Origin of the sequence: Mycobacterium sp. SMC-18 (assembly GCF_045310895.1) — a bacterium.
Classification (GTDB): Bacteria; Actinomycetota; Actinomycetes; order Mycobacteriales; family Mycobacteriaceae; genus Mycobacterium.
The window spans coordinates 1-21,939 of record NZ_JBJIAL010000014.1; the positions used below are offsets into that span (position 1 = coordinate 1).

General features: G+C 65.5%; 20 protein-coding genes. 7 read left to right on the forward strand and 13 right to left on the reverse strand.

Going from position 1 to position 21,939, the window contains the following annotated elements; all coding sequences use genetic code 11:
• Positions 1 to 74: 74 nt before the first annotated feature.
• Positions 75 to 779 (reverse strand): MBL fold metallo-hydrolase, encoded by a 705-nt coding sequence (locus ACJH6J_RS14415; protein WP_406804116.1) that lies wholly within the window; start codon positions 777 to 779, stop codon positions 75 to 77.
• A 1-nt stretch (position 780) separates the two neighbouring features.
• Complete coding sequence (locus ACJH6J_RS14420) at positions 781 to 2,205, reverse strand: PLP-dependent aminotransferase family protein (protein WP_406804117.1); 1,425 nt, start codon at positions 2,203 to 2,205, stop codon at positions 781 to 783.
• Between the two features lie 78 nt (positions 2,206 to 2,283).
• On the opposite strand from ACJH6J_RS14420, the gene ACJH6J_RS14425 reads away from it, so the two are divergent.
• From ACJH6J_RS14425 to ACJH6J_RS14445, 5 genes are all read left to right on the forward strand, one after another.
• Entirely contained in the window at positions 2,284 to 2,931 is a 648-nt protein-coding gene (locus ACJH6J_RS14425; protein WP_406804118.1) for a pyridoxamine 5'-phosphate oxidase family protein, read from the forward strand.
• A gap of 191 nt (positions 2,932 to 3,122) precedes the next feature.
• The gene (gene dnaK / locus ACJH6J_RS14430; RefSeq protein ID WP_133428481.1) at positions 3,123 to 4,985 is read left to right on the forward strand and encodes a molecular chaperone DnaK; all 1,863 of its coding nucleotides are present in this window, start codon (positions 3,123 to 3,125) and stop codon (positions 4,983 to 4,985) included.
• Entirely contained in the window at positions 4,982 to 5,629 is a 648-nt protein-coding gene (gene grpE / locus ACJH6J_RS14435; RefSeq protein WP_133428482.1) for a nucleotide exchange factor GrpE, read from the forward strand. Before dnaK ends, grpE begins: the two co-directional genes overlap by 4 nt.
• A 28-nt stretch (positions 5,630 to 5,657) precedes the next feature.
• Complete coding sequence (dnaJ, locus tag ACJH6J_RS14440) at positions 5,658 to 6,842, forward strand: molecular chaperone DnaJ (RefSeq protein ID WP_133428483.1); 1,185 nt, start codon at positions 5,658 to 5,660, stop codon at positions 6,840 to 6,842.
• Complete coding sequence (locus ACJH6J_RS14445) at positions 6,839 to 7,210, forward strand: heat shock protein transcriptional repressor HspR (RefSeq protein WP_226520508.1); 372 nt, start codon at positions 6,839 to 6,841, stop codon at positions 7,208 to 7,210. Before dnaJ ends, ACJH6J_RS14445 begins: the two co-directional genes overlap by 4 nt.
• A gap of 11 nt (positions 7,211 to 7,221) precedes the next feature.
• On the opposite strand, the gene ACJH6J_RS14450 is transcribed toward ACJH6J_RS14445, so the two are convergent.
• The 6 genes from ACJH6J_RS14450 to ACJH6J_RS14475 form a co-directional block, all read right to left on the reverse strand.
• Positions 7,222 to 7,968 (reverse strand): hypothetical protein, encoded by a 747-nt coding sequence (locus tag ACJH6J_RS14450; protein ID WP_406804119.1) that lies wholly within the window; start codon positions 7,966 to 7,968, stop codon positions 7,222 to 7,224.
• A complete protein-coding gene (locus ACJH6J_RS14455) occupies positions 7,965 to 8,783 on the reverse strand; it encodes a secretion protein EccK (RefSeq protein WP_406804120.1) in 819 nt (272 codons plus the stop codon). The genes ACJH6J_RS14450 and ACJH6J_RS14455 overlap by 4 nt, the downstream gene beginning before the upstream one ends.
• Before the next feature lie 1,538 nt (positions 8,784 to 10,321).
• Complete coding sequence (locus tag ACJH6J_RS14460) at positions 10,322 to 11,482, reverse strand: hypothetical protein (RefSeq protein ID WP_406804121.1); 1,161 nt, start codon at positions 11,480 to 11,482, stop codon at positions 10,322 to 10,324.
• Positions 11,479 to 12,327, reverse strand: a complete 849-nt coding sequence (locus tag ACJH6J_RS14465) for a hypothetical protein (protein ID WP_406775134.1) — start codon at positions 12,325 to 12,327, stop codon at positions 11,479 to 11,481. The genes ACJH6J_RS14460 and ACJH6J_RS14465 overlap by 4 nt, the downstream gene beginning before the upstream one ends.
• 72 nt (positions 12,328 to 12,399) lie before the next feature.
• Entirely contained in the window at positions 12,400 to 12,690 is a 291-nt protein-coding gene (locus ACJH6J_RS14470) for a WXG100 family type VII secretion target (protein WP_029120443.1), read from the reverse strand.
• Positions 12,691 to 12,700: 10 nt separating this feature from the next.
• On the reverse strand, positions 12,701 to 13,003 hold the full coding sequence (locus ACJH6J_RS14475; protein ID WP_212808142.1) for a WXG100 family type VII secretion target: 303 nt from the start codon (positions 13,001 to 13,003) through the stop codon (positions 12,701 to 12,703).
• 297 nt (positions 13,004 to 13,300) lie between these two features.
• On the opposite strand from ACJH6J_RS14475, the gene ACJH6J_RS14480 reads away from it, so the two are divergent.
• Entirely contained in the window at positions 13,301 to 14,860 is a 1,560-nt protein-coding gene (locus ACJH6J_RS14480) for a hypothetical protein (protein WP_212808143.1), read from the forward strand.
• Between the two features lie 12 nt (positions 14,861 to 14,872).
• On the opposite strand, the gene ACJH6J_RS14485 is transcribed toward ACJH6J_RS14480, so the two are convergent.
• The 5 genes from ACJH6J_RS14485 to ACJH6J_RS14505 are packed head-to-tail and all read right to left on the reverse strand — an operon-like array spanning position 14,873 to position 19,038.
• A complete protein-coding gene (locus ACJH6J_RS14485; protein WP_212808144.1) occupies positions 14,873 to 15,616 on the reverse strand; it encodes a potassium channel family protein in 744 nt (247 codons plus the stop codon).
• A 37-nt stretch (positions 15,617 to 15,653) separates the two neighbouring features.
• Complete coding sequence (locus ACJH6J_RS14490; protein WP_212808145.1) at positions 15,654 to 16,553, reverse strand: aldose 1-epimerase; 900 nt, start codon at positions 16,551 to 16,553, stop codon at positions 15,654 to 15,656.
• A 14-nt stretch (positions 16,554 to 16,567) separates the two neighbouring features.
• On the reverse strand, positions 16,568 to 17,734 hold the full coding sequence (locus ACJH6J_RS14495; RefSeq protein WP_212808146.1) for an FAD-binding oxidoreductase: 1,167 nt from the start codon (positions 17,732 to 17,734) through the stop codon (positions 16,568 to 16,570).
• A complete protein-coding gene (locus ACJH6J_RS14500; protein ID WP_212808147.1) occupies positions 17,734 to 18,357 on the reverse strand; it encodes a CYTH domain-containing protein in 624 nt (207 codons plus the stop codon). Before ACJH6J_RS14500 ends, ACJH6J_RS14495 begins: the two co-directional genes overlap by 1 nt.
• Before the next feature lie 15 nt (positions 18,358 to 18,372).
• Positions 18,373 to 19,038: a GAP family protein gene (locus tag ACJH6J_RS14505; protein WP_212808148.1), complete on the reverse strand. Its 666-nt coding sequence runs from the start codon at positions 19,036 to 19,038 to the stop codon at positions 18,373 to 18,375.
• Between the two features lie 187 nt (positions 19,039 to 19,225).
• On the opposite strand from ACJH6J_RS14505, the gene clpB reads away from it, so the two are divergent.
• Complete coding sequence (gene clpB, locus ACJH6J_RS14510) at positions 19,226 to 21,772, forward strand: ATP-dependent chaperone ClpB (protein WP_318984667.1); 2,547 nt, start codon at positions 19,226 to 19,228, stop codon at positions 21,770 to 21,772.
• Positions 21,773 to 21,939 lie beyond the last annotated feature (167 nt).

Sequence of the window (21,939 nt, forward strand, 5' to 3'; positions counted from 1 at the left end):
GTCTCCGGGTCGTACTTGCTCGGCATGACATGCACCTTCCCAAGGAAGGAGGTGCGCATCAAACGCGGGATGGTTCACCCATCGGCCAGTGCTCGGAGCTGCGCCGCGCCGTCGCCGGTATAGGACGAACCGTGCATGAGGGCGAGCGTCGACGGATTCAACGCGGCGAGCTGCTCGAGTGTCGGCGCGAGGTTCGTCGTCAGTCCGGTGGCGTGGAAGATGGCCTCCGCCTCAAGTGCCGGGACCACGCAATCGGATTCGGTCAGCGGCGGACAGTGTCCGGTGTGGGTGAACAGATCGCCGGCGAGCAGGGTGGAGGTCGTCTCGTCGAACCACAACCCCGCCTCCCAGTTGTGCGGAACATGGGGTGTGGCAATGAATCTGAGTCGGTGACCGCCGATGTCCAGCACAGTGTCCGGGGCGGCGACGGGCGGTCGGTCGCACATGTCGACCAGCGACAGCATCAGGGCCAGCCCGCCGTGAACGACCTCGGCATGAGGCGCCGCGGCCAACATCAGGTTCATCGCGCCGCATTCGTCGGCCTCGAGGTGCCCAAACGAGATCCAGCGCAGCTTCGGCAGTGGCATGACTCGGCTGATGGCGTCCGAGACCAGTGGGAACAGTTGTCGTTGGCCGCAGTGGAAGAGGAATGGCTCGTCGCCGGTCAGCAGGAATTGGTTGAAGGTGAAGCCGTTTTCGGTGATGTCCGGAATCCAGGTGGAGAGCCGGAAGATATCGGGGGCAATCTCGTCGACTGCCGTGTGCGGGTCGGCATTCATCTCACAATGGTGCGCCTTGGGCGAGAGCCGCCGCAGTGTAATCGGCGAAGCGCCTGGCGATCGCCCGGTCAATGTGCGCGAAATTCACTGCGATGCCGTTGATCTCGGAGCCGGGCCGCTGCGGGAAATTCGACAGTGGCGTGACGATGAGACCGGCGGCCTCAAGGGATGCGGCCACGTCGCGGTCGCGCCGGCCGGCGGGCAGCAGGATGGCGACGTGCAGCCCGGCCTGGACGCCGAGCACTTCGAGGTCGGGACAGCGTGCCTCGAGTTCGGTGATGAGAATATCTCGGCGGCAACGGTATTCGCGGCCGGCCCGGGCCAGGTGCCGTTGCAGTTCCCCGGCGGTGATCAGTTCGGTGAGGGCGATGCGGGTGATGGTGGAGACCGCGATGCGGTGGTCGCGGAGGTAAGTCTGGACCGCGTCTCGCAGGGGGAGTGGCGGCACCAACCAGGCGGCGCCGAGGCTCGGCGCGAGCATCTTGGAGGCGGTGCCGACGTAGGCGACGTGTTCGCCGGCGCCGGGAATCGACCGGATGGCGGGCAATGGCGCGACGCCGTAGCGGAACTCCCCGTCGTAGTCGTCTTCGATGACGATCGAGCCGGTGCGCTTGGCCCACGCGACGAGCTCGGCCCGGCGATTCACCGAGAGCCGGTGCCCGAGCGGGTACTGGTGAGCCGGTGTGGTGTAGACGATGCCGGCCTCCTTGCCGAGCCTGTCGACGCAGAGGCCGTCATGGTCGACGGAAACGAAGACCGGCTGCAGGCCGGCGCGGATGAATTCTTCCGCAGCGGCGGGGTAGCAGGGCGACTCGAGATAACAGCGGGTGAGGCCACTCACGGCCGCCAGAGTCTGGAAGGCTGCGGTCGATCCCGGAATGTCGAAAACCGTGTCGGTGTCGACACCCCGATTGGTGCGCAGGTGGCGGGATATGGCGGTGGTGAAGGCATCGTCGGTGTCCTGCCATGGCGAGAGCATCGTCGGTGGGGCAGACGCGGCGGCCCGCCACGCGCGGGTCCAGGCCCGCATGTCGATGAGTCCGGTGTCGGGGGTGCCGGGGCGCAGATCGACCACACCGGTGGGGTGCACCGCGGCATGCGGTGCCGGCGCGACGTTCGTCGTCTCCAGGCGGGGCGCGCGACTGGACAGCCCGGCGCGGGCAGCTGCCGTGGCGCCGACGGTCGTCCGGGTCCCAGCGCCGGGCACGCCTTCGAGGAACCCGGCCGCGACCAGTTCGTCATAGGCGGCGGCGACCATCGTCCGCGAGGCCCCGAGCTCGTGTGCGAGCGTTCGCGTCGACGGCAGCCAGTCGCCGTCGCCGACCTGCCCAGCGGCGATCAGCGCCACCAGCTGGCTCGCGACGGCCCTGGCGCTGAGGTCGGTGGTGTCGAGAGGTAGATGTACCGCCCGGGTGTGCCGCGCCACTCGGTCAGAATACTGGCCTGCTGGAAATGAGCAATTCTGGCTATTTTGGCAAGGCCGCAATCATGGTGATCTGGACTCATGGAAAAGGTCACCCGTAAGTACGGTCGTCAGTCCACGGCGCGCGCCGCTCTCGAGGAGTTCCTCGATGGGCAGTGGTGGGGCGTGCTCAGCATCGGCGACGTGGCTCGGCCGAACGGCAAGGTCCGGCCGCTTGCGGTGCCGACGCTGTACGTCCGTCACGGCGACCGGATTCTCATCCACGGGTCGACCGGCGCGGGTGCGCTGGGGACGAAGGGGGCGGGTGCGCAGGTCGCCTTCTGTGTGACGGCCATGGACGCGCTTGTGGTGGCGCACAGCACTTTTGACTCATCGGTGCACTACCGATCGGCGGTGCTGTACGGCGAGGTGGAACCCGCACGCCGGGAGGATCGGGCGGCCTTGCTCGAGCGCTTCAGTGAGTTGCTGATCCCCGGCCGTACCGCCGAGGTGCGCGCGATGTTGCCGAAGGAGATCGCGGCGACCAACGTCATCTCGCTGCCGATCGTCGACGGCGACTGGGTGTACAAGGTCAACGGCGGCCCGATCGCGGAGCCGGATGAGGAAACCGACGCCTGGGCGGGCATCGTGCCGTTCTCCGTCTCTTACGGGGAGCCGCAGCGGGCGGAGTGGTCGACGGCCGAACTGCCGGATTCAGTGCGGGCGATGGTCACCAAAGCGCCAGCCTGACCTGCGTCAACAGGTCCGGATAGACATTTTTGGGGATTCGGGAATAGATCGCCAACCACCCAGGTTGGACCGACCGACAAGAAGTTGAGTGCAACAGACTCAAGTATGGCTTGACAGACGACCCCATCCGATAGCAAGCTTGAGCGCAGTTCGCTCAGATCACCCATCAATGTCTATCAGGAGGCATCACTATGGCTCGTGCGGTCGGTATCGACCTCGGGACCACCAACTCTTGCGTCGCGGTGCTGGAGGGCGGCGACCCCGTCGTCGTTGCAAACTCTGAGGGCTCCCGGACCACCCCGTCGGTCGTCGCGTTCGCGCGTAACGGCGAGGTGCTGGTCGGCCAGCCCGCCAAGAACCAGGCCGTGACCAACGTCGACCGGACCGTCCGTTCGGTGAAGCGCCACATCGGCACCGACTGGACCATCGACATCGACGGCAAGAAGTACACCTCGCAGGAGATCAGCGCGCGCACGCTGCAGAAGCTGAAGCGCGACGCGGAGGCGTACCTCGGTGAGGACATCACCGACGCCGTCATCACCGTCCCGGCGTACTTCAACGACGCTCAGCGTCAGGCCACCAAGGAAGCCGGCCAGATCGCCGGCCTGAACGTGCTCCGCATCGTCAACGAGCCGACCGCGGCCGCCCTGGCCTACGGCCTCGACAAGGGCGAGAAGGAACAGACCATCCTGGTCTTCGACCTCGGTGGTGGCACCTTCGACGTCTCGCTGCTGGAAATCGGCGAGGGCGTCGTCGAGGTCAAGGCGACCTCCGGTGACAACCACCTCGGTGGTGACGACTGGGACCAGCGCATCGTCGACTGGCTCGTGGAGAAGTTCAAGGGCACCAGCGGCATCGACCTGACCAAGGACAAGATGGCCATGCAGCGTCTGCGTGAGGCTGCCGAGAAGGCCAAGATCGAACTGAGCTCGAGCCAGAGCACCTCGATCAACCTGCCGTACATCACGGTCGACGCCGACAAGAACCCGCTGTTCCTCGACGAGCAGCTGACCCGCTCGGAGTTCCAGCGCATCACCCAGGATCTGCTGGACCGCACCCGTAAGCCGTTCCAGCAGGTCATCAAGGACGCCGGCATCTCGGTCTCCGACATCGACCACGTGGTCCTCGTCGGTGGCTCGACCCGTATGCCCGCCGTCACCGAGCTGGTCAAGGAACTGACCGGTGGCAAGGAGCCCAACAAGGGCGTCAACCCGGACGAGGTCGTCGCCGTCGGCGCCGCGCTGCAGGCCGGTGTGCTCAAGGGTGAGGTGAAGGACGTTCTGCTGCTTGACGTCACCCCGCTGTCCCTCGGTATCGAGACCAAGGGTGGCGTGATGACCAAGCTGATCGAGCGCAACACCACCATCCCGACCAAGCGGTCCGAGACCTTCACCACGGCCGACGACAACCAGCCGTCGGTGCAGATTCAGGTCTTCCAGGGCGAGCGTGAGATCGCCGCGCACAACAAGCTGCTCGGCAGCTTCGAGCTGACCGGCATCCCGCCGGCCCCGCGCGGTGTGCCGCAGATCGAGGTCACCTTCGACATCGACGTCAACGGCATCGTGCACGTGACCGCCAAGGACAAGGGCACGGGCAAGGAGAACACGATCAAGATCCAGGAAGGCTCCGGCCTGTCCCAGGAGGAGATCGACCGGATGATCAAGGACGCCGAGGCGCACGCCGAAGAGGACAAGAAGCGTCGCGAAGAGGCCGACGTCCGCAACCAGGCCGAGTCGCTCGTCTACCAGACGGAGAAGTTCGTCAAGGACCAGCGTGAAGCCGAGGGCGGCTCGAAGGTCCCCGAGGAGACGCTGACCAAGGTCGACGGTGCCATCGCCGAGGCCAAGACGGCGCTCGCCGGCACCGACATCGCCGCCATCAAGACGGCCATGGAGAAGCTGGGCGTCGAGAGCCAGGCCCTGGGCCAGGCGATCTACGAGGCCACTCAGGCCGAGCAGGCCGCCGGCGCCGGTGCGGGTGCTCCGGGTGGCGCCGCCGCAGATGACAACGTCGTGGACGCCGAGGTTGTCGAGGACGATCAGGAGAACAAGTGAGCCAGGACGATTCGCACGAGCCGGTGACCATCACCGACAAGCGGCGCATCGATCCGGAAACCGGCGAACCGCGTGAGGGCGCTCCGGCGTCGGCCCCTGAGGGGTCGGCGCCGGGCTCCCCGGCCACTGGTCAAGGTGGCGAGGCCGCGGAGGCTCCGGTGACCGACGAAGCCGCCGAGCTGAAAGCAGACCTGCAGCGGCTGAAGGCCGAGTACGACAACTACCGCAAGCGGTCGGTCCGTCAGGAGCAGGCCGCGGCCGAACGGGCCAAAGCGGTTGTCGTGCACCAGTTCTTGCCGGTGCTCGACGACCTCGAGCGGGCCCGCGCCCACGGCGATCTGGAGTCCGGACCGCTGAAGTCGGTGGCGGACAAGCTTTCCGGTGCGCTGGAGGGCCTAGGGCTGACGTCGTTCGGCGCCGAGGGCGACGCGTTCGACCCGTCGCTGCACGAGGCCGTTCAGCACGAGGGCGACGGCTCCAACCCGGTGTTGGGCACCGTCATGCGTCGCGGCTACAAGCTCGGTGAGCAGGTGCTGCGGCACGCGTTGGTCGGTGTCGTCGACGCCGAACCCGCAGCTGATGCGCCCGACACGCCCGCCAATACCGACGCTGCGACCGAACAGAAATCAGAATCAAACGAGTAACCGAGCGACGCTGAGGAGGTGACGCGACATGGCTCAACGTGAATGGGTCGAGAAGGACTTCTACAAGGAACTCGGCGTCACCTCTGACGCCACCAAGGATGAGATCAAGCGCGCCGCGCGCAAGGTGCTGGCCGACAACCATCCGGACCGCAATCCGAACAACCCCGCGGCCGAGGAACGCTACAAAGCGGCGACCGAGGCCAAGGAGATCCTGACCGACGACACCAAGCGTGCCGAATACGACGAAACCCGGCGGCTTTTCGCCAACGGTGGATTCGGCCGCCGGTTCAGCGGCGGCGGAGGCGGCTTCGGAGGTTTCAGCGGCGACGCGTCGGAGTTCAACCTGGGCGACCTGTTCGACCAGGCGGGGCAGACCGGCGGCGCCAACATCGGTGACCTGTTCGGCGGCCTGTTCGGCCGGGGCGCGCAGCAGCCGCGCCCCAGCCGTCCGCGCCGCGGCAACGACCTGGAAACCGAAACCGAGCTGAGCTTCCTGGAAGCGACCAAGGGCGTGGCCATGCCGCTGCGCCTGACCAGCCCGGCACCCTGCACCAACTGCCACGGCAGTGGCGCGCGCCCGGGCACCAGCCCGAAGGTGTGCCCCAACTGCAACGGCGCCGGCGTCATCAACCGCAACCAGGGTGCGTTCGGCTTCTCGGAGCCGTGCACCGAATGCCGCGGCACGGGCTCGATCATCGAGCACCCGTGTGACGAGTGCAAAGGCACCGGCGTCTCCACCCGGACGCGCACCATCAACGTGCGCATCCCTCCGGGTGTCACCGACGGTCAGCGCATCCGGCTGGCCGGGCAGGGCGAAGCGGGTCTACGCGGGGCGCCCTCGGGCGACCTGTATGTCACCGTGCACGTCCGGCCCGACAAGGTGTTCGGCCGTGACGGCGACGATCTCACCGTCACCGTTCCGGTGAGCTTCCATGAATTGGCATTGGGGACAACGCTTTCCGTGCCGACGCTGGAAGGCAAGGTTGGCGTCAGGGTGCCCAAGGGCACGTCCGACGGCCGCATCCTGCGCGTGCGTGGGCGCGGTGTGCCCAAGCGCGGCAGCGACGGCGGTCATGGCGACCTGCTGGTCACCGTCAAGGTGGCTGTGCCGCCGAACCTCGAGGGTGAAGCGGCGGAGGCGCTTGAGGCGTACGCAAAAGCAGAGCGGGCCAGTGGATTTGATCCGCGGGCCGGTTGGGCGGGGTCGCTATGAGTGCCCGGCGTAAGACAGAGGAAGCGCGGACCTTCCTGATTTCGGTGGCCGCCGAGCTGGCCGGTATGCACGCACAGACGTTGCGGACATACGACCGGCTCGGCCTGGTCAGCCCCCAACGCACCTCGGGCGGCGGTCGGCGCTATTCGCAGCACGACGTCGACCTGCTGCGCGAGGTGCAGCGCCTGTCCCAGGACGAGGGCGTCAACCTGGCCGGCATCAAGCGCATCATCGAGCTGACGAATCAGGTCGAGGCGTTGCAGGCCCGGCTCGCCGAGGTGACCGCCGAACTCGAACGCGTCCGCAAGCCCAGCACGGCGTTGGTGCTGTGGGAACCGCGGCGGCGGGGGAATTCGCAGCGGAGCTGAACCCCAGCGGTTCAACGGGTTTGGCGGTCCACCTCGTCAGGTGTGTAGAAGAACTCGCGGTCGTCGTCACGGTCGTCGAACATGCCGGCTTGTTCCAAGAGTTGGAAAAACACTCGATAGAGCCGACGGTAGATCACGAGTTCTTGATCGATAAGCGCTGCCACCCAGGGGTTGTGCTCGGGTGTGGCAGCCAGCCCGCCGACGCAATCGAATTGCACCCGAAGAGGAATCTGGTCGCGGTGGGTTGTGAAAATTTCGCCAGCGGCAAGCAATACCCCGTAGAACGGGTCGTTCGACAGCGGTGGGATAGGGCCAAAATCGACGTCCAAGAACGCAAATGTGGCGCGTCTGATGCAGTCGGCAGACGCGATGGTGACGCGGCTCAGGTCCTTGTTGTCAGCCGCGGCGACGACGTCGACAGTTACGTTGAACCAGGACCGCTGCCGCCGCCAATGACCGAGAATGCGCTGGACCCATTCTCCGATCTCTGGCGCACCGCGCTCGAACAGCTTTAGGGCGTGCCGGTCGATCGACTCGATCGTGGAGTCCGCATCGATGTTCAGAACCCATGGTTCATGTAGACGTGCGATTCGCTCAACTACCTCACGACTGCCAGCACCGATCGCAGCCGCGCGGCTAGCATCGTCGCCTTTTGCGATCGCCGACAGCAGCTGGATGTCCATGTGCCGATAGAGCTCTGGGAAAACCTCGAAAGGCCGGACCGCGGTACGTTCCCATCCGTCGCTGTGGTCGCTCACGCTTGAACACTGCCAAGAACAGGATTCGTGGCGTCCTGGCAGATCGACGAAACGTGCTGCCAGTAAATCCAGTCCGACATCGCTTCGCGTTGCGCGGCCACATGAGGGGCGGTGTACGCCTTGTACAGCTCGATGTTCTGCATGTGGTCGGCGTAAGCGATGAGCTTGGTCAGATGATCGATCGGACCATTGGTGCCGGTGGTGCGCAATAGCGGCTTGATGGTCTCTACCCAGAGCTTCATCGTCTGCTTGGCGTCGGGTGGGGCATCCTGCACCGGTCGAGGCGGCAGCGCCTCGTACAGCGTGACGTCAGACCATTCCTCCAGTCGCGCAGCTGCTTCCGGCGCGATCACCTGCAGCCGTGACCGACCTTGCATGGTGCCATCGGCGGGAATGTCATCAGGTGCCAACTCTTCGGCATGCATGCTCGACTTGTAGGGCTTCACCTCGTCAGGCGTGCCGATGATCGCGCGAAGCGTCTTGCCGTGGAACTGCGCCCAGCCTTGCAATGCGAGGAACGGAACATTCACCCAGCGGCCGCGCTCAGCCGGCGAGATTGCCTCATCCGCACTGACCAGCGTCACCTGCCCCGGGAGCTTCACCCCGTCAGGGATGTAGCCGATCCCGTACGAGTTGGCCGCCAGTATCTGCCCTTCGGACGTGACACCGACTGCCCACACAAACTGATAGCTGGCGGCCGGAATAGACGGCGGCGCATGCAATGCCGCGGAAATGCGCCGCGCGATTTCGATATCTGCGTCGGTGTTTCCCGCCGACTTACGTTGCAGCAGGCCGGCTTTGGCGGCCGCTGCCATGGCGTCGCGCTCTGCGCGCGCCGGGCTGACCGGGATCGGCGCGGCCGCGGCAGCAGCTTGCTGGTTGTTCGTACCGGCCGCGGCGACACCTGGGCCTGTTGGTCCGACGGGGCCGCCCTGTCCGGGTTGTGCGACCGGTGCCGCCGGAGACGGTGTCGGGGCAGGGCCCAACGGTGCTGCCGGCGCGGCCGGCGTTGCAGCCGCTGGCCCGCCGACGGAACCGCCACCGCCCGCCGCCGACGCGGCGCCGACGGGAGCGGCACTCGTCCCGGACGTGCCGCCAGCTGCGCCAGTCGGGGTTGCCGGGGGCGGCGGCGTAGTGGGTTGTTGCGTCGCCGGTTGGGCTGCCGCCAGCGGTTGTGAAGTGTTACCCGCTCCGCTCTGCAGACCCTGACCGAACTGCTGCAATCCCTGCTGCAGTGGATTGTTCGGTTGGCTGCCCGGCTGCTGCGCTGCGGTCGGCTGGCCGGTCGGGCTTCCTGACTGGGGCGTGCCGGATCCACCAGTGGTGCCGCCGAGGCCACCCGAAGAAGCGCTGCCTGCGGGGCTTGTGGTCGTGGTCGTGCTACCGCCTGCGGACGTCGAGTTTGCCGGTCGGGGACCAGGTTGCAGTGGTGATGTGACCATGCTGCCGCCGGGTGTGGAACCGTTCGATGTCGGGTCATTGACGGCGGGTAATCCGGGTGCTGGAGCAGGGTCTTGCTGACGTGGTGCCGCAATTTTGGGACCGTCGCCGCCCTTCGTTGCTGGTGTCGACACGGGTGTTGCTGCACCACCCGGTGATCCAGGAGCGGGATGGTCTTGCTCCGCCACTACCGGGGTCTTTGGACCGAGGCCAGCCTTCGGTCCGGCGGGCTCGTCGGGTGTCGGTTTATTGTTTGGCGCAGGGGGGCTGGGCTGATTCTGTGCCTCGGTACCCTCCAATTTCGGGCCCTCCCCGGCTTTTGGTGCTGGGGGTGGTGCCGTTGTTGTAGGAGCAATGGGTGCCGCCCCAGGTGCCTCGGGTAAGCCATTTGCAAGGAGTTGTTGGTCTGTCGCTCGGGGCTTGTAGGACTCTGGGGGTACCGCGGCCTGAGCGGCTGTCTTAACAACGCTGAGGTTGTCGTTGTAGCACTGGGTCTTTCTATTTCTTACCAGTGTTTCGTAATTTGGGGCGTCGGTCGATATCTTCTCAATGTCAGCTTTTGCATTGTTTACATTGTTTATTATCGAGTCTTTCGCGCCTGCGATCGTATGTGACAGGTCATTGTTCCAGTTAGCTGCCACGGTCAAGTGGTTCTGCATTGCGGCGAAGTTGGTCAATATCTTGCCGCCTTTGCCGTCCGCAGCTCCAGCGGCGCTTCCGGACCAGTTTCCTCCACCGTTGCGGAACGTATCGCGAAGATTCGTATCCCATGGATGCATGCCGTTGTTCACGAGATTCCGCAATGCATCGAGACAATCTTGTGCAACCCTGTGGAATTGTGTCTCGCTGGCATCCGGCCAAGCGCCCGGCTCCAGCATATCTTCGGCGCCGCTTGGCCTTTGCCTGTCGCTCATTAACGCACCCCCACGGCGTTGCATGCAGCGCTAATAGCTCCTGGAGCACGCTGAAAAACGTTGAATAGGTAGATGTCTGAACGGGTGTATGTGGAGATTCCTTGGTTGAACGCGCGGCCGTACTGCGCTGCCAGGACTCCGAAGTCTTCAATTACTGGATTTGAGCTTTGCCGACCGAGTTTCTCAACGACGTCGGAGGACCGAGTAAAGAGCGGTTTCACTGCCTCGTTCTCGGCCTTATACTGAGGCGACCAGCTGCTCGCCGGAATGCTGCTGTCTTGCTTGTTCCATGCGATATAGGCTGGGTCGTTGAGAATATCGTCGACCGACCGGTTCCAGTCCTGGCATCCTTGGTACGGCGCTGTGAGAAATTGAATTGGCTTGTCTGCATTGCCGATCGGTGCAATTGATGAGGGCGGCTCCGCGGTTGGGACGAGTGGGCCGCGAGCAGCGGCTGAACCGAACGTAATCGCCTGGCAAACGCCGTTGATAACGCCACCGAGCGTAGCTCCAGTTACGACAAGATCGTTGTCATTTGCGGTATAATTCGAGACTCGGTCAACAAATGCTCGCATGTATGCTACGTATTGCTGGTAGAGTTCGCGCATCACTCGGTGCGTGGTTAGTTTTATCAAAGGTATTGCTTGATCGGCTGACGTACGAAATGCGTCCGCGGCGATTTGGTATGTTGTGCGCATCTCTGGCGTCCATTCGGAAGCAGGGATTGCCGCGTCTCGAGTGCTCCAACCGCCGTTCTTGGTGACGTTGGCGAGCGTGTCATTAATCGGACCCCACGGCGCACACGACGGGTCCTCGGTTATCACCGAAACAGGTCCAGTGTCGTTAGCGCTAGCGATGTCGGATTTCGAACCCGATGATGGTGTACCGCCGCCGTTCCCATTGTTGGAACCATTGCCACCCGCGCATGACACCGCCACCACGGCGGTGACCGCGATGACAGCAATCAGGGCGATTGCACCGAGGATCCACTTCAGCGGGCCCTTCTTCTGAGGAGCAGGAGCTGGATTCGGCCACTGCTGTTGCGGGTTCCACTGCCCCCGCGGACCCGGCCCATGTTGTCCACCGGGGTAGCCCTGCCAGTTTCCGGGCTGCTGCGGGGGCTGAGCACCCCACGGGCCGGACTGCGGTGGCTGGGTCACAGTTGTTCCTCCACATTGGGTCGGGTCGGTGCCGCGTGGCGTGGTGCAGACGAGGACGGGGGGACGGGGGGAGCGCTTGAACCGTGGATCGGCGCTGCAGCATGCTTGCCCTCGACCGGAGCCTTCGGCTGCGCTTTCTCGGACTGCGCCTGCGACTTGTCTTTGTCGTCTGCCGACTTCTTTTCGTCGTCGGTTTTCTTGTCGTCAGCAGCTTTCTGTGCAGCGTCTTCTGGCTTGTCCTTGTCGGACTCGCCCTTCTTGCCGGCCATTTGGCCGATCTGCTGGCCCACTTGCTGGGCCATCTGCATCGCCGCTTGCGGGATTGCTCCCGCTGCCTGGGCCATCTGCATAGGCATCTGCAGCATCTGGCCGCCCATCTGGCCGAGTTGGCTCAGCTGGCTCATCGGATCCCCACCGGCACTTGGCGCGCCTGGTGCGGCCGCGGACGTTGCGCCAGCTTTGGCCGAATTGGCGGCGCCGCCGGGTGAGCCCGCCCCGCCGCCACCGCCTGGCACGCCACCGCCGCCGCCAGACCCTTGGCCTGCCGGATCATCGAGCTTTTGTTTCAGCACGTCTGCCGCGGCCTGTTGATCAGTCGTCGCGTAGGTGGACGCCGCGTCTTTGATATTCGCTGCATAGGCCGCGGTCTCGGTTTTCAGCTTGGGCAAGCCGGTCGTTATCGGGTCCGCGTACTTTGGGGCATTGGTCGCCGCGGCAGACGACAGCGCATCTGCAGCGGGCGGAATGTAGAAAGCCGGAGCAGCCGGCACCGCGTCCGACGCTGCTTGAAACGCTTGACCGGCAGCCGCGAGTTGGGTCGTATCAACCTTCAACGTAGGCGTCATCTGCTGCCCGCCCTGCGATGCGCCCCCAGCGGACGGTGACTACTCGACACCGAATTCCCCTCCCTGAGTCGGTCAGCCGAACTTGCCCTTGAGCTTCCCCTCGGCGGATTCCATCGAATCATGACCGCCCTGGATGGCGCCGATCAGCTTGTTCAAGGCTTCCAGCGCAGCGTCGGCCTTCTCACCCCACGAGCGCTCGGCAGCTTGCCACCCCTCACGAGCGGTGCCGTGCCAGATGTCGCTGCTGACCATCTGAATCCGAGCGCGCTCCTCGGCCAGAACGTCATTCAACCGCTTGTGCTCATCCTTGAGGTCGCCGACCGTCTGCTCGATCTTCGCAAAGTGCCACTCTTGCTCGGCCATTGATGTCCCCCTACAGATGCATTGCTTGGGTCAGCCCTGAGGCGGCGTTGGTGTCGGTCGAGTCGTAGGCCGCAACCGCGGAGTGCAGCTTTTCAGCAATGCCGTGTTGCTCGGTGCGCAGTGCGGCCATCGCCTTCTGATAGCTGCTCAGAGCCGCCGCGACGGCCTTGCCCGTGTCGCCCTTCAGTGCCTCACCGAATGAGTCGATGGCGTGCCCGACCGTCTTCTCATGCGACTCGAGATGACCGATAGTCTCCTCGAGTTTCGCCACCTGATGCCGCAGCATCTCTGTGTCGACCTTGACTACGTCCACGCCGCCCCCTTCACACGACAACCCCGGACCGATTTTACGCCGGGGCGGTTATCAGTCGTCCCAACAAGGATAGTGGGCCGGAAGAGCGGTTACCTGCACCAAAAGTGTGGGCAGATCGTGCGAGGCGCGTGGCTTCGCTGACTTTTCGAGTGGCGCGTCATGGCCCCGATAGGATTGGGCTGTCGTCGACAGCACAAGTTTGCGCTTGACGCTGACTGCGGCCCGACATCCATCCGAAGCAGATACCTAGAGCGATTCTTGCCAGTGGCCTCGACCGATCCTGCACCGAGATTGTGGGTGTCCGAAGACGCTCAGATTGGTGAACTCGTCGCTGGCTTTGATGCGGTCGCGAACCTGCGCATTCCGTACGGAAAGTTGCCGCCTCGTGCGCGGAGTTTGTACGCATCGCGCTACACAACGTGGTCCGACATCGCCGAAACGACGATCGCCGAACTGCTTGAATCCCGATCGAGCGGGGTCCGTACCGTCGCGTCGATCGTGGCGGCAGCACATGACGCAGTGAGCCAATTGGCGGACTCTGTGGACGGTCCTCAACCGTCGCTTGCAGACGGGCTCGATCGATTGGTGGCTGGCATCGGGGAGCGCGACCACCACGTTCTGCGCGCTCGAGCATGGGGATCCACTCAAGTCACTCAAGAGCGACTCGCCGAAGAGCTTGGTGTGCACCCGACCTGGTTGTGGCGAAACGAGAGCCGGATTCGGTCGCGCTTCGCGGAACTACTCAGCGAACCTGGCCACTTTCGGATCCGGCAGTCGGCAGATGAATTGCGCCGCAGGCTCGGCATCTATGTGCCGCGAGAAACAGTCGAGTCAGAGATTCAGCAGCTGGGGCTAGAGCCGACGAGCGAAGCCGCCCGGCTGTTGCTGTACGTCGCCGGGCCGTACAAGGAGCGTGGGGACTGGTTCGAAGATGCGTCGCAGGGCGGACTTCGACGGGTCGATGCTTGTGTCCGGAGGCTGTTCCGTGGCGAGCCCGCCCAGACCCTGGAAGCGCTGACTCGGGAACTCGCAGCCGAAGGGATGCGGCGAGATGCAGTGCCTCCGTATTTGGACACGCTGGCACTGAGCAGGATCGGCGGCGCCTACCTGCCGCCGCGCTCTGGGCTCAGGGCCAAAATCGTAGCGGCATTGGACGCTGCTGGGCGGCCGATGACTGCCGAAGAAATCAGCGACATGGTGGGGGATTCGGCCAGCGCCAAATCTGTACTGAAAGCGTTGCACGGCAACGACACATTTAGGCGAACGAGCCGAACTGGATGGGCCTTGGCCGGGTGGAGTTATCCCGAGTACGGCGGCATCGCGCAAGAACTGACCAACCGTATCGAGGCTGCCGGCGGGCGGATGCCGGTGCGGACGTTGCTTGACGACATGCTCAAGGCATTCCCGGACATCAAGGAAAGCTCAGTCCGTACGTACCTGGCGACTCTCGCGTTCGTAACCGAAGGGGGCATGGTGCGTTGCCGAGGCCCCGAAGACGCATGGCCACCAGTACCTTCACTGAGCACCGTGCCTGGAGCAGTTCGCCAGTCCGACGGCTGCATCGGAATTGCAATCCCAGTGACCGCACACGTTCTCCGAGGCTCGGGCTTGTCGATCGATCCGCCTGTCGCACAGGCGATTGGTGTGACGCCGGGGAACCGCCGTGACTTCGAAACATCCAGCGGGTCCGTCTCCGTTGCGTGGGCACTGTCCGAGCCCGCTGCGCCCAACATGGGATCAATTCGCCGCCTCGCCAAGGCCGCTGGAGTTCGCCTTGGTGATTCCCTTGTGCTGATCTTTGACCCAAATGAAGGCGTGCTGCGTGCAGAGCGTGGCCAACGGAACGAATCGGACTAGCTGTCAGGCGGCTCAGTTGACCGGAGTTGCATCTCCACTCACCTTGTCACGCAACAACTCCCGCAGTTGCGCGATCTCACCTCGCAGGTCTTCGATGTGCGCCGCCGTCACGGCGTCTTGTTTCTGATCGTCGATCGACACGCTCTGCACGATCCATGACGCGATGGTCGCCGTGATCGAACCGACCAGGCTGATGCCGCCGATCATCATGAGGCTGGCCATGACTCGACCCGTGGTGGTGACGGGGTACATGTCGCCGTAGCCGACGGTGGTGATGGTGGTCATCGCCCACCACACCGCCAGGCCGAAGCTCGTGATGTGGGCGTCCGGCGCACCGCGTTCGGCTTCGTACACCGCCAGCGCCCCGACGTACACCAACAGCACGGCGCCCGAGATGGTGTAGATGATCACCTTGCCGCGAATGGCGTTGCCGATGGCCTTCTGCAGGGCACCGACGAGCACGACCAGCCGGAGTAGACGAAGCGGCCGCAGCAGCGGCAGCAGCACGACGGCGAGGTCGACCAGATGCCGGAAGAACCACTGCCTGCGGTCGGGGGCCAGGTAGAGCCGCGCCGCGTAGTCGGCCGTGAACACCGCCCACGCCAACCAGGTCACCAGGGTCAGAAGCCGGGCGAGCAGGCCCGTCGGCTGGACGAGGACCTCGATGCTGTACGCGGCCAGGAACAGGGCGGCGACGGCGGCCAGGGGCCACTCCGCGCGGTGTTCCCACCGGTCGAGGCGGTCTTGCGTATCCACGTCAGAAAGTGTGCGGCACCGGCCGCGATTTCGGAACTCAGTTGACCGTGATCGAGAACCGCGCTGTCGCCGGTCGACCCGGCGCCGCGACGCGGTGGCCGCCACGACGCAGCGCGTCGGTGGGCGCGGCCATGGGCTCGATGGCCACCAATGCGTCGCCGGGCGGCGCGAACAGCTGCGCGGCGGGGTAGCCGGTTTCGAACGTCACCGTGATCCGGTGGTCGCCACCGCTGAGGATGAACTGCGCGCCGTCGGGCACCTGGTCGAACCCGTCGTCGTAGGCGGTGTCGCCGAGCGGCGCGGACTGCGCCGGCCACGGTTCGACAACACCGCACGGCAATCCGCGATCATCGGTCGGCAGGTGCCGCATCGCCGGCGTCTCCAGTACCCAATCCTCACGGGGCACACCCGGAATCGTCAGGTACGGGTGGTACCCGAAGCACAGCGGCACCGCTGCGGACGCCGACGGCCGGACGGTCGTCTCGACCGACAGGACACGACCCACCAACGTGGCCCGCTGCGTCAGCACATGCGGGAACGGGAACGACGCCAACAGGCCGGGCCGGTTGAAATCGACTGCGGCGGTGACCGAATTCGCGGACTGCTCGACGATCACCCAACCCGGGTACGCGGCCAGGACACCGTGCATGGGTGCGCCGTGCGGGTCGGTACGGACACCGCCGGAGCCGGGCGTCAACGTGACGACGCCACCGTCGACGTCATATGTGTTGGCGCCCAACCGGTTCGCCCACGGATACAGCAGCGGGATACCCATGGTCTTGGCGTTCGCCAGGTAGGCGTCGAGGCCGCGGCGCTGGCCGAGGAACTCGAGATCGCCTTCGGCGAACGACGTGCCGATCATGCCGGCACCGGGGACGAACGTCGCCCTCATCGCGGACTCGGGGTCGCGCAAGACGACGGTGTCGAGTTCGGCCATCGATTCCTCCAGCGTCAGTGGGCCAACGGGTCGTGCTGAATACGTTCTGGTGGTGCGCCTTTGGCGATCAGGGCGGCTTTGGTCGCCGTGACCATCGCGGGCCCGCCGCACAGCAGGATCTGCCGGTCGCCCCAGCTGCCGTAGCTCGTCACGACGTCTGCCAGCAGCCCCGTCTGCCGCACGTGCAGCCCGCGCGGCGGCGTCACATCGGGATAGTCGGCGGCCCACGGCGGATCGGTGGAGTACTCGGACACCGGCGTGACGGACAGCCACGGATTGGTGGCCGCGATCTCCCAGAGGACACGCAGGTCGTACAGGTCGCACGGGTAGCGCCCGCCGAAGAACAGGTGCACGCGCGGATTCTCGGCCTCGCGGCACAGATTCATCAACAGCGCCCGCAGCGGGGCGAGTCCGGTGCTGCCGGCCACCATGAGCACATCACCGTCGGAACGTGAAACATGCATTCCGCCATGCGGATTGGACAGTCGCCAGCGGTCGCCGGGCGCGGTCTGGTTGACGATCGCGGTGCTCACCATGCCGCCGCTGACGGAGCGGACGTGAAACTCGATGGCGCCGCTGGCATCTGACGGCATCGAGGGACTCAGGTGTCGCCAGCGTCGCGGCCACTGCGGCACCTGCACCGCGACGTACTGCCCGGCGTGATACGGCAGCGCCTGGTCGAGCTGCAGTCGTACCACCGAGACATCCCGGGTGACGCGCAGATGCTCGACGACGGTGCCGTCGACATAGGGCGGCGTCTGTTCGGCATCGGCCGCGCCGCGCATGACGCCGACGATCAGGTCCACGGCATGCGTGGTGGCCTCGGCGACCCGGGCATCCCAGCGGTCGCCGAGTTCATCGCGCAGGGTGGTCAGCAGCGCGTCCTGCAGCGCCGCGTAATGCTGATGTCCCACACCGTATTTGCGGTGATCCCGGCCGAGCTGGGCCAGGAATGCCACCGGCTCCTCGGCGCGCTGCTCGATGAACTCGCCCAGCACCCAGAACAGCGCCTGGCTGAAGGCGGTGCGCTGGCCGGCCAGGTCGGGTGGGAAGAGGTCGCGCGCCGACAGGTCGCCGGCGAACCACCGGGTGTAGAAGCGGCCGATCACGTCGTCCCCGCCGCGCGCAGGGTCGACCACGGCCCGCACCGTCATCAGCGCTTCGCGGTCGTCAAGTCCCATCAGGCATCGTCGAAGTGGTTCTGCCCCAACGTGTTGACGAAGCTGGGGCCCAGCCGGTCGAGTTCGCGCCGGTGTGCGTCGGCCCACGTGCCGTACGGCTGGTGGGCCAGGTACTCGTTGCGGAACCGGTCGTCCTCGGACACCTCGGTGACACAGAACGTCGGGATCGCCAGGTCGACCACCGGTCCGCCGCGCTCGACCTCGGCCAGCAGGAGCGGGGCATTGCCGCCGGTGAATCGGTCGATGATCCAGCCGTCCTCACCCAGCCACACCGAATACCGCACCTTGGTGACGACGTGCTCGGCGCGACGGACGATTTCGCCGGCCACCAACGGATCGAGTTCGCGTTCGGCCTCATAGCGGGTGCCGCCGGTGGCCGGGCCCTTGGCGGTCATGGTGCCGATCGAGTCGCTGCCGATGGCGTCGATGAGGTCCAGCGCCGGATCACTGAGATCGGCCGGAGCGGGGCCCTGGACGCGCACCCGGACGGCATAGCCATCGGACGCGAACAGGTAGGCCTGCACGATCAGGGCAGGGCTCGGGTCGGACGCTGTGACAGCGGGCAGGTCGCGGACGAGGAACTTTCGTTCGAACTCGAAATCGCCGAAGCCGGACTCGGACATGGTTAAACGGTAGTCCTAGAGGTGGCTCAGGCCCTTGTATGCCACGAGAAGTCCGATGACGATCAGGATTCCGGCGACCAGCACCGCGTGCTGGCGGTGCAGCCAGGCGCCGAGGCGGGCCATGGCCGGGTCCAGCCGTTCGCCGGCGGCGGCGTAGGTCAGGATCGGGATGGCGACCGAGCTGCCCGCCACCACGGTGAAACACAGCACCGATGCCAAGGCAGCCGCGTGGGGGAGTTCGTCGGTGCTGATCGCCAGACCGGCGGCGACGCACATGAACAGCACTTTCGGGTTCACGACCGCGAGCACCGCGGCGGTCACGAAGCCCCGGCCGGGGGTGACACTGGTCAGCTTCCGCATCCAGGCCGGCTCGGGAGCGTCGTGGTTGCGGTTGGCCCAGCGGTAGATGCCGAAGACGACCAGCAGGACGCCGATCACGATGCGCACCCACGACGCCGTCGTCGACGGATGGCCGGCCTCGGGCATGAGGCCGGACAGCTGGACGAAAACCCCGGTGAGTACGCCGATGGCCACGAGCCAGCCCGCGAGAAACGTCAGGCCGGTGATGCGGGCGTGGGGGGATTGCAGCACCAGGACCGCGGGAATGATCGACAGTGGAGAAAGGGCGATCACCAAGGCGAGGGGAATCAGTTCGGTCAGGACCGAAGCCCAATCTGTCATGCGTGCACCCCTTCGCGGTCGCGACAAGTATGCCTTCACCGACAAGGGGCATTCGGACAGCGTGGAAAAGGACTTGTGGCGGTATTGAAAATTGGTCGGAATTTTCTAGACTTGAGCGGAACAGACTCAACCTTGACGACGTTGAACTCAGCGACAAGCATTTTTCTGTAGACGAAAGGGAGGTGTCGTGGACTCGTTCAACCCGACCACGAAGACTCAGGCGGCGCTGACCTCAGCGTTGCAGGCGGCGACTGCCGCCGGAAACCCGGAGATCCGTCCGGCGCACTTGTTGATGGCTCTGCTGACCCAGAATGACGGCATCGCCGCGCCTCTGCTGGAGGCCGTCGGTGTCGAGCCCGCCGCCATCCGGGCCGAAGCCCAGCGGCTGATCGACCAGCTGCCGAGTGCCAGTGGCGCCAACTCGACGCCGCAACTGTCTCGTGAGTCGGTGGCAGCCCTGACGGCTGCCCAGCACCTGGCCACCGAGATGGACGACGAATACGTCTCCACCGAGCACCTGCTGTACGGCCTGGCCAGTGGCGACTCCGACGTCGCCAAGCTGCTGGTCAACCACGGCGCCGCGCCGCAGACCCTGCGCGAGGCGTTCGTGAAGGTCCGCGGCAGCGCCCGCGTCACCAGCCCCGACCCCGAGGGCAGCTACCAGGCGCTGGAGAAGTACTCCACCGACCTGACAGCACGCGCCCGGGACGGCAAGCTCGACCCGGTCATCGGTCGCGACAACGAGATTCGTCGTGTCGTGCAGGTCCTGAGCCGGCGCACGAAGAACAACCCCGTGCTGATCGGTGAGCCCGGCGTCGGTAAGACCGCGATCGTCGAGGGCCTGGCCCAGCGCATCGTCCAAGGTGACGTGCCGGAGAGCCTGCGGGACAAGACCGTCATCTCCCTGGACCTCGGCTCGATGGTGGCCGGCGCCAAGTACCGCGGCGAGTTCGAAGAGCGGCTCAAGGCCGTCCTGGATGACATCAAGAACTCGGCCGGTCAGGTCATCACCTTCATCGACGAGTTGCACACCATCGTGGGTGCCGGCGCGACCGGCGAATCCGCGATGGACGCCGGCAACATGATCAAGCCCATGCTGGCCCGTGGCGAGCTGCGGCTGGTGGGTGCGACCACGCTCGAGGAGTACCGCAAGTACATCGAGAAGGACGCCGCCCTGGAGCGCCGCTTCCAGCAGGTGCTGGTCGGTGAGCCGTCGGTCGAGGACACCGTCGGCATCCTGCGCGGCCTCAAGGACCGCTACGAGGTACACCACGGTGTGCGCATCACGGACTCGGCTCTGGTGGCCGCGGCGACCCTTTCCGATCGCTACATCACGAGCCGCTTCCTGCCGGACAAGGCCATCGACCTGGTCGACGAGGCCGCGTCCCGGCTGCGCATGGAGATCGACTCGCGGCCTGTCGAGATCGACGAGGTCGAGCGACTGGTCCGTCGCCTCGAGATCGAGGAGATGGCGCTGTCCAAGGAAGAGGACGACGCGTCGAAGGAGCGGCTCGAGAAGCTGCGCTCGGAGTTGGCCGACTACAAGGAGAAGCTCTCCGAGCTGACCACCCGGTGGCAGAACGAGAAGAACGCCATCGACATCGTCCGCGAGCTCAAGGAACAGCTGGAGACGTTGCGCGGTGAGGCCGACCGGGCCGAGCGCGACGGCGATCTGGCCAAGGCCGCCGAGCTGCGGTACGGCCGGATCCCCGCGGTCGAGAAGCAACTCGACGCGGCGCTGCCCGTTGCCGAGGCCCGCGAGAACGTCATGCTCAAGGAAGAGGTCAGCCCCGACGACATCGCCGACGTGGTGTCGGCGTGGACAGGCATCCCGGCCGGCCGCATGCTCGAGGGTGAGACGGCCAAGCTGCTGCGGATGGAGAGCGAGCTGGGCAAGCGCGTCATCGGCCAGGCCGAAGCGGTGGTTGCGGTGTCCGACGCCGTGCGCCGGGCCCGGGCCGGGGTCGCCGACCCCAACCGCCCGACGGGTTCGTTCCTGTTCCTGGGCCCGACCGGTGTCGGTAAGACCGAGCTGGCAAAGGCGTTGGCGGAGTTCCTGTTCGACGACGAACGCGCGATGGTCCGCATCGACATGAGCGAGTACGGCGAGAAGCACTCGGTGGCTCGTCTGGTCGGTGCCCCTCCCGGCTACGTCGGCTACGACGCCGGCGGTCAGCTGACCGAGGCGGTGCGGCGACGCCCGTACACGGTGGTGCTGTTCGACGAGGTCGAGAAGGCCCACCCGGACGTCTTCGACGTGCTGCTGCAGGTGCTCGACGAAGGACGGCTGACCGACGGTCAGGGCCGCACGGTCGACTTCCGCAACACCATCCTGATCCTGACGTCCAACCTGGGCGCCGGAGGTACTCCGGATCAGGTGATGGCGGCGGTGCGTGCCAAGTTCAAGCCGGAGTTCATCAACCGGCTCGACGACGTGCTGATCTTCGACGCGCTGAACCCGGACCAGCTGGTGTCCATCGTCGACATCCAGCTGCAGCAGCTGCAGAAGCGGCTGGCTCAGCGGCGCCTCCAGCTGGAGGTCTCGCTGGACGCCAAGAAGTGGCTGGGCGACCGTGGCTTCGACCCGCTGTACGGTGCGCGCCCGCTGCGCCGGCTGGTGCAGCAGGCGATCGGCGACCAGTTGGCCAAGAAGCTGCTGGCCGGCGAGGTGCACGACGGCGACACCGTCCCGGTGAACGTCAGCGAAGACGGCGAGAGCCTGGTGCTCGGCTGAGTCTCAGGTAGTTCCCGAGTAGACGTGAAAACCCCCTATTTCTTTGGAAATAGGGGGTTTTCGCTTGGGGTGCGCAACAGTGCCGACGAAAAGTGCATGAGTTCAACCGGACTGCCATCTCCAGTTGGAGATTGAACTGAGGGACGTCTGAGGGCCCAGAACGGTCC